The 7171-nt window shown below is 31.8% G+C and carries 11 protein-coding genes and 1 pseudogene; 11 read left to right on the forward strand and 1 reads right to left on the reverse strand.

The window, feature by feature from the left end; genetic code table 11:
- Window positions 1-810, reverse strand: a pseudogene (locus tag Q0138_RS03675) (hypothetical protein); the annotation flags it as partial.
- Window positions 811-1335: 525 nt separating this feature from the next.
- Between Q0138_RS03675 and Q0138_RS03680 the strand changes: the two are divergent.
- The 11 genes from Q0138_RS03680 (at window position 1336) to pfdA (ending at window position 6959) form a co-directional block, all read left to right on the forward strand.
- A complete protein-coding gene (locus Q0138_RS03680; RefSeq protein WP_297981061.1) occupies window positions 1336-1932 on the forward strand; it encodes an adenylate kinase family protein in 597 nt (198 codons plus the stop codon).
- A gap of 361 nt (window positions 1933-2293) precedes the next feature.
- Window positions 2294-2665 (forward strand): ribonuclease P protein component 4, encoded by a 372-nt coding sequence (locus Q0138_RS03685; protein WP_297981091.1) that lies wholly within the window; start codon window positions 2294-2296, stop codon window positions 2663-2665.
- The gene (locus tag Q0138_RS03690) at window positions 2658-2891 is read left to right on the forward strand and encodes a YhbY family RNA-binding protein (RefSeq protein WP_297981064.1); all 234 of its coding nucleotides are present in this window, start codon (window positions 2658-2660) and stop codon (window positions 2889-2891) included. The genes Q0138_RS03685 and Q0138_RS03690 overlap by 8 nt, the downstream gene beginning before the upstream one ends.
- Before the next feature lie 345 nt (window positions 2892-3236).
- Entirely contained in the window at window positions 3237-3677 is a 441-nt protein-coding gene (locus tag Q0138_RS03695) for a 30S ribosomal protein S19e (RefSeq protein WP_297981068.1), read from the forward strand.
- A 57-nt stretch (window positions 3678-3734) separates the two neighbouring features.
- Window positions 3735-4100, forward strand: coding sequence for a DNA-binding protein (locus Q0138_RS03700; protein ID WP_297981071.1), 366 nt, complete (start codon window positions 3735-3737; stop codon window positions 4098-4100).
- 73 nt (window positions 4101-4173) lie between these two features.
- Window positions 4174-4755, forward strand: a complete 582-nt coding sequence (locus tag Q0138_RS03705; RefSeq protein ID WP_297981074.1) for a hypothetical protein — start codon at window positions 4174-4176, stop codon at window positions 4753-4755.
- A 173-nt stretch (window positions 4756-4928) separates the two neighbouring features.
- On the forward strand, window positions 4929-5084 hold the full coding sequence (locus tag Q0138_RS03710; RefSeq protein ID WP_297981076.1) for a 50S ribosomal protein L39e: 156 nt from the start codon (window positions 4929-4931) through the stop codon (window positions 5082-5084).
- Window positions 5085-5095: 11 nt separating this feature from the next.
- Entirely contained in the window at window positions 5096-5356 is a 261-nt protein-coding gene (locus Q0138_RS03715; RefSeq protein WP_297981079.1) for a 50S ribosomal protein L31e, read from the forward strand.
- 58 nt (window positions 5357-5414) lie between these two features.
- The gene (locus tag Q0138_RS03720) at window positions 5415-6092 is read left to right on the forward strand and encodes a translation initiation factor IF-6 (protein ID WP_297981081.1); all 678 of its coding nucleotides are present in this window, start codon (window positions 5415-5417) and stop codon (window positions 6090-6092) included.
- A 148-nt stretch (window positions 6093-6240) separates the two neighbouring features.
- Window positions 6241-6465, forward strand: a complete 225-nt coding sequence (rpl18a, locus tag Q0138_RS03725; protein ID WP_297981085.1) for a 50S ribosomal protein L18Ae — start codon at window positions 6241-6243, stop codon at window positions 6463-6465.
- Between the two features lie 56 nt (window positions 6466-6521).
- Window positions 6522-6959: a prefoldin subunit alpha gene (gene pfdA, locus Q0138_RS03730; RefSeq protein WP_297981088.1), complete on the forward strand. Its 438-nt coding sequence runs from the start codon at window positions 6522-6524 to the stop codon at window positions 6957-6959.
- Window positions 6960-7171: the final 212 nt, after the last annotated feature.

Here is a 7171-nt window from a genome sequence, read left to right on the forward strand (position 1 = left end):
CATCATATCCTTAAATAAACCATAAATATATTTTTCTATATCAAATGATTCTAAATCATTTATCCCTTCACCAAGACCAATGTACTTAACTGGTATATCCAACTCTTCTTTTATAGCTAGAACTATTCCTCCCTTAGCTGTTCCATCAAGTTTAGTTAGAACTATTCCTGTCAAGTTAGTTATTTCTTTAAAACTTTTAGCTTGACTTATTCCATTTTGTCCTGTTGTTGCATCAATTACTAAAAGTGTTTCACTTGGTTCATTTGGAATAATATTTCCAATTACTTTATTCATTTTTTCAAGTTCTTTCATTAAGTTAATTTTATTTTGAAGACGACCTGCTGAGTCAATCAGTACAACATCTATGTTTTCTTCTTCTGCTGTCGGTTCTTCGGTTTCTGCCGCATATACCTCAACCGCCGAACCGCTTGCAACATCATCAGCCGCAAAGCTGTTTACTGTTACTTCGCCGGATAAGCCGTTAAGTGAATATATGCTGCTTTCTGCCTTAACTTCATTGCCCTTTAAGTCAACGGAATAAGGTGTTACCTTAATTTCCGTGCCTAAATCGGCGATGTCGCTTATCTCAAATGAATAGAGATATTTTGCACCCTCAAAATCGGCTGTACCGAGTTTTGAATCGGCGATGGAAGAATAAACCGTCTTTGTGCTGCGGCGAACTTCCTTGCCGTTTGCTTCAAAGATAAAACCAACTTCCTTGTAGTTAAGGCTGTCAATGCCTGCTACAAAACGGATAGTATCGTCTGCCGCCTTTTCAGCTTTTGCAGGTGCTTGTGCCGTTGTTGTCACCTCGGCTTCATGCTGCCCCTCGGTTGTGGTCTCGGTTGTGGTTTCTGTTGTGCTTTCGGTCGTGGATTCTGTTGTGGAAGCCGTTGTGCTTTTGGTCGTAGTTTCCGTTGTACTTTCTGTTGTTGAAACCGTTGTGCTTTCCGTTGTACTCTCGGTCGTACTTTCCGTTGTTGTCTGCGTTGTGTTTTCGGGTGAGATCGGGTTGGGGGTTATGCTTGTATCGTCTGTTTTTACTGCATTAGCCCAGTCAAATTTAAGTCTCGCCTGCATCCATTCGCCCGTCAGCTGCATCGGGGTGTACGGTGTTCTTATTTCTACCGCCGTATTCTCGCTTTTGTCGGCAGGTACGGTTATTTCAAATATTCTTAAATTGTTTTTTTAAAATTAATTTTAATTTAATAGATTTTAATAAGTGATTTTATTTTTTTAGTTTAGTTTATTTTAGTTAGTATTTTATTTATTTTATTTTATTTTATTTTCAACAATGAAAAAGTCTTGATTTTATTTTATTTTTTAGGTGTTTAAATGTCTTTAAATGAAAATATTGTTCCAAATAAAGTTATTTTTATTTCAGGAACTCCATGCACTGGAAAAACTACTTTAGCCATTCAATTGAATAAGTATCTAATGGAAAATAACTTTAATTCAAGACTCATTAAAATAAATGACTTTGCAATTGAACATGACCTTGTTTTAGGCGAAGATCCAGACAAGTTCTACAAGGTCATAGATATTGAAAGGCTTAATCTTGCCTTGAATGAGGAAATTAAATCCTTTCTAAGCAATGTGGCTGATAATGAAATCCTTATTGTGGAAGGCCATCTCTCCCACCTGTGTGAAGGTGCAGACAAGATGATTGTTCTTAGGTTAAACCCTAATGAACTTAAAAGTCGTTTGATGGAACGCAAGTACACAGAATCCAAAATTCAGGAAAATCTGGAAGCTGAAGCATTGGCTGTATGTTCGGCTGAAGCCTATGAACTTTATGGTGAGGGAATCGATGAAATAGATTCCACAGCTAAGTCTGTAGAAGAAGTGCTTAATCTTATTATTGACATTATTTTCAATAATGCATCATATCCTGTTGGAATGATTGACTTTATGGATTGGTTTTTAGTTTAATTCCATAAATTCATTTTTCTTATAAAAAATTTTATTTTTAAACTTCTATTTGCTTTTCTTTAGCTATTTTAACCATTATAATTCATTTTTCATTTTGCTATTTTTTCAAAAAAATGATTCTATAGAAAAGCTTTTTAAATAGAAAAAACATATCTTATTGTAATATTCTTCTTATACTATATAGTCAAGAATATTTACTTTATTACTTTTGTTTTAAATTGCTTAAATATTATTTAAATTAAGTTTAAAGTCGATTAGATTGTGCACAGTACTTTAAATTTTATTTACTGTTTTTATTCAATTTCATAATAAGTAATTTATTATTTCAATGATTTTACACTATTATATGAGAGGGGTATGTTTGGCTAGAGGAAAACGACCTAAATGGATGATTGATATAGCTCAAGAACGTATGGATATTCTTTTTACTCTTGCAGAGAAAGAATTCAATGAGAATCCTGAAAGATCTCATCGTTATGTTGAGCTAGCTCGAAAAATTTCCAAAAAGTACAATACTGAAATTCCTCCGGCATGGAAACGAAGATATTGTAAGAAATGCTATAAGTTTTTGTTTCCAGGTCACAACTGCGCTGTCCGGCTAATTAATAATGAAATTAATATTTTTTGTGGCGAGTGTGGCCATATTATGAAAATTCCTTATATTAAGGAAAAAAAGTTAAAAAGGAGAGCTAAAATTGACTCTTACACTTTCAAAAAAAGAGATTATGAATGAAGCTCGTTCCGCTATGACAATAAATATTGGTAAGGCTGGTGTTAATGACAATGTCATTGAAGAGATTAAACGTCAGTTAAAATCCAATCATATTATTAAATTACGTTTTGCAAAAAACATTGCAAGAAATAAAGATGATTATATTAGCGACATTGTTGAAGGCACAAAGTCCAAACTTATTGACGTAAGAGGGAATGTTGCTGTTATTTATAAAAAACAATCTTAAATAAATTGGATTAAATCATTGACTTGAGTTCAATTTAACTAAACAATTATAAATTATTTAGATTTCGAATTTAAGTTCATGAAATTATTTGATTTATTTCAAGTGTGCATCTTAATTTTGATTAAACGTATTAGTTTAGTTTAAGTATGAGCCTTAATCTATATGGATATAAATTGATTCATCACCAATTTGTATTTGAAGTAGTTTAAGGAAGATATTTAAATTGGATTAAACGTATTAGTTTTAATTAGGAATAAGTCTTAATTTTAATTGTTTGCTTAGAGTTACAGACACCAGTCTTAGGTAAATGATGGATTAAGATATAATTTATTGGAGAAAATATATATGACAACTGTATTTGATGTTCCTGCAGATTTATTAATTAATACAATCGCAGATGAATTTAGAGATAATAATGATAAAATTGTTGCCCCTGAATGGACAAAACTCGTTAAAACTGGTGTTCACAAAGAAAGAAAACCAGAAAACATCGATTGGTGGTATGTAAGATGCGCTTCTATTTTAAGAAGAGTTTATATTGACGGACCAGTTGGGGTTAGAAGTTTAAGAACCTTCTATGGTGGTAAAAAAGATAGAGGAGTAAACCCTGAAAAATTCAGAAAAGGTAGTGGATCTATCGTAAGAGTAGCTTTACACCAATTAGAAGATGCAGGTTATGTAGAAAAAGTCGATGCTGGAAGAATTGTTACTCCAGAAGGTAAATCTTTCTTAGATAATACTTCTGCTGAAATTATTAAAGATATTCCAGAACTTTCAAAATATTAAATTGTTAAGATTTGTTTAGTTTGAATGAATGGTAATTTAAATAATGGGGATAATATTATGAGTGAACTTGATGAATTACGTAAAAAACGTATGGCTGAATTGCAACAACAGGCAGCAATGAATGCTGACCCACAGCAAATGGCTCAGCAACAATTAGCTCAACAACAAATGGCTCAACAAAGGCAGCAAGAATTGGAGGCTCAGTTAAAGCAAGCTATGAAGCAAGTTTTAACTCCTGAAGCTCGTGGAAGATTGGATAATCTCAGATTAACCAAGCCTGAGTTAGTTCAGCAAATTGAAATTCAATTGCTTCAGTCAGCTCAAGCAGGTTCTCTTAGAGGAAAGGTAACTGATGAACAACTTAAGGTTTTACTTAAAAACTTAATGGGTCAAAAGAGAGAAATCAACATTACCAGAAGGTAATTATAATATTATTTAAGTTTTTGACATTTAATCGGTAAAACTGTATTTCACATTTAATCGGTTTTTAGATAAAATGAAAGCTTGTGTTCTTTATAGTGGTGGTAAAGACAGTTCATTAATGGGTGTCCTTTTGGATAAACTTGGCTTTGATGTTGAACTTGTTACCGCTAACTTCGGCGTTTATGATTCCTTTATTCCTGCAGCCAATTCTGCAAGGTCCATAGGTTTAAGCCATAGGGTTTTGAACTTGGACATTTCCATATTGGAAAAGGCAGTTGACATGATTATGGAGGATGGTTTTCCAAATGATGGAATAAAATATCTTCATGAGGCTGTAGTTGAAGAGGTGGCAAATCACTATGATCTTGTTGCAGATGGAACAAGAAGGGATGATAAGACTCCTAAACTCAATAAAAACCAAATAAGAAGTCTTGAAGATAGAAAAGACATTCAATATATGAATTTGGATAGTTTTGGTTATAAAACTGTCAAATATCTTGTCGGTGAATTATTTGAGTTGAAACATGAAAAAAGCAATAGGGAAACAAGTTCCGATTATGAGGTTGAAATTCGTTGCCTGATAGATAAAAAGGGTGGAAATTCATCTGAAATTTTCCCAGAACATTATCAGACTAATGTTATCGGTTTAAAGTAAGCAATCGATTATTATATTATGGTAATTGGTTTAGTAACTGCTTATTAGATTAATCTTATCGGTTCAAAGTAAATGCTTGCTTTTCAGACTAATTTAAGTAAAGACTGATTATTAAATTGATTTAAATTATTTATTCATAATATCAAAAGTATTTTATTATTCGTGGTGAAAAAATGAGTAGAAATAAACCATTAGCTAAAAAATTAAGAATGGCTAAAGCTAATAAACAAAACAGAAGAATCCCAATTTGGGCTTATGCTAAAACTCAACGTCAATTAAGATACAGACCTAAGCCTAGACATTGGAGAAGAAATGATCTTAAATTATAGGGGTGTTTAATATGGCAGAAGAATTAGAAAGAACTTATGTAATTCCACTTAGAAAAGTTAAAAACGTTAAAAGAACTATCAGAGCTCCTAGGGCTATCAGAGAAGTTCAAAACTTTTTAATGAAACATATGAAAGCGGAAGAAGTAAAAATTGACGCTTCTATTAATGAATTTATTTGGGAAAGAGGAATTCAAAAAATTCCTTCCAAAGTGAAAGTAAACGCTGTAAAAGATGAAGAAGGTATTGTTGTAGCAACTTTAGCAGAAAACTAATTTTGCTTTACTATTTTTAATCATCTTTGCAGGAATAAATCTTATTAAGGAATAAACTATGCTTAAAAGAATAAATTTAACTGGAAACCCTAATTTAGGGGTTTACATATCTGTTAATGATGAAGTAGCTATTGTTCCTTTTAACCTTCCTGTTGAAATGGAATCTGTTATAAAAGAAGCATTGGAAGTTGATATTATCAGAACTTCCATCGCAGGTTCTAATTTGAATGGGGTTTTATCAGTAGGAAATTCCAATGGATTTGTAGTCTCCCCATATATAAATGAAAGGGAGATTGACGTATTGGAATCTGCTGGACTTAATATTGGATTGCTTCCTGGAAAGTTCACTGCTGTAGGAAATATAATTGCAGTGAATGATAATGGGGCTATGGTAGGTCCTGAAATTGGGGAAGATGCAATAAAGGTACTTGAGGATACCTTTAAGGTTCCTGTTGAAACATACCAGTTTGCAGATTCTAAAATCCTTGGTTCAGCAAGTCTTGTTACAAATAATGGTGCTTTATTGCACAGAGACTCCTTGTCTGAAGAGATTGCATATATTGAAGAATTCTTTAAGGTTGATGCAAATATTGGAACAGTCTGTAAGGGTATGCCTCTTGTAGGTGCATGTGCAATTGCAAACTCTAAGGGAGTCATGGTTGGTGAAAGTACTACTGGTCCTGAAATGGCTAGAATTGAAGAGGCTTTAGGTTTCTTGGATTTCGGTGATTTTTAACTGAAACTGAATGAATTACTAAAGCGAAATTTAATCAGATATGTATGTCTGACTACTTAAATGTAGTTTAGTATGATGATTAATGATTTGGCTACTAGAGTAGTTTAGTATGATGATTAATTATAGTATTTTATGAAGAGGGATTGTTATGAAAACTAAAATTTATAGAATTAAAGGCAGCTTCGTAATGGGTAGTGAAACACAAGTTTTCACTAAAGAGCTTAAAGCAATTAAAGAAGAAGACATTTATGAAAAACTTTATTCTGTATTTGGAAGTAAACACGGAATAAAAAGAAATCAAGTTAACATTGAATCCATTGAAGAGATTTCTGAGGATGAAGTATTAGATCCTATTGTACAAGCAATTATCTAGATGAATTCATTTGATTTTTTATTTTTTCAATGATTGTTATAATCTAAGGTGTTAAAATGGAAGACCAGCAAAAATTACAACAGATTTTAAGTCAACTTGAAGTTTATAAATCCCAAACTGAGTTATACCAAACTCAGATTGATGCGGTTCAAGCTTCACTTACTGAAATTAGAATTTTAGAATCTACATTAGATGATATTAGTGGTAAAGACACCATAGAAACTTTAGTTCCTCTTGGTGCTGGCTCCTTCATTAATGCAGAGATTAAAAATGAAGATAAAGTTATTATGAGTCTTGGTTCAGGTGTTGCTGTTTCCAAAACTTTTGCAGAAGCAAAAGAAACAACTGCTGCACAGAAAAAAGAGCTTGAAGATACTTTAGACAAATTATTTGCAGATCTTCAACAAATAACTGACATTGTTGCTCAACTTTCTCCACAAGCTGAACAATTAATGGCTAAAGTTCAAGGTCAAATGGGACAACAACCTTACTAGTCTCATTTACTCTTTTTAAACTTTATCTACTTTTCTTTTTTACTAATTTTACTTTTTTTATTTAATTTTTAACTTTTTTAGAGTTTTATTATTTTTATTTTTTTATTAGGCTATTTTTATTATTTTTTAACTTTTTTAGAGTTTTATTATTTTTATTTTTTTTTATTAGGCTATTTTTATTATTTTTTAACTTTTTTAGAGTTTTATTATTT

The sequence above is a fragment of the uncultured Methanobrevibacter sp. genome (assembly GCF_937906425.1).
Classification (GTDB): domain Archaea; phylum Methanobacteriota; class Methanobacteria; order Methanobacteriales; family Methanobacteriaceae; genus Methanobrevibacter.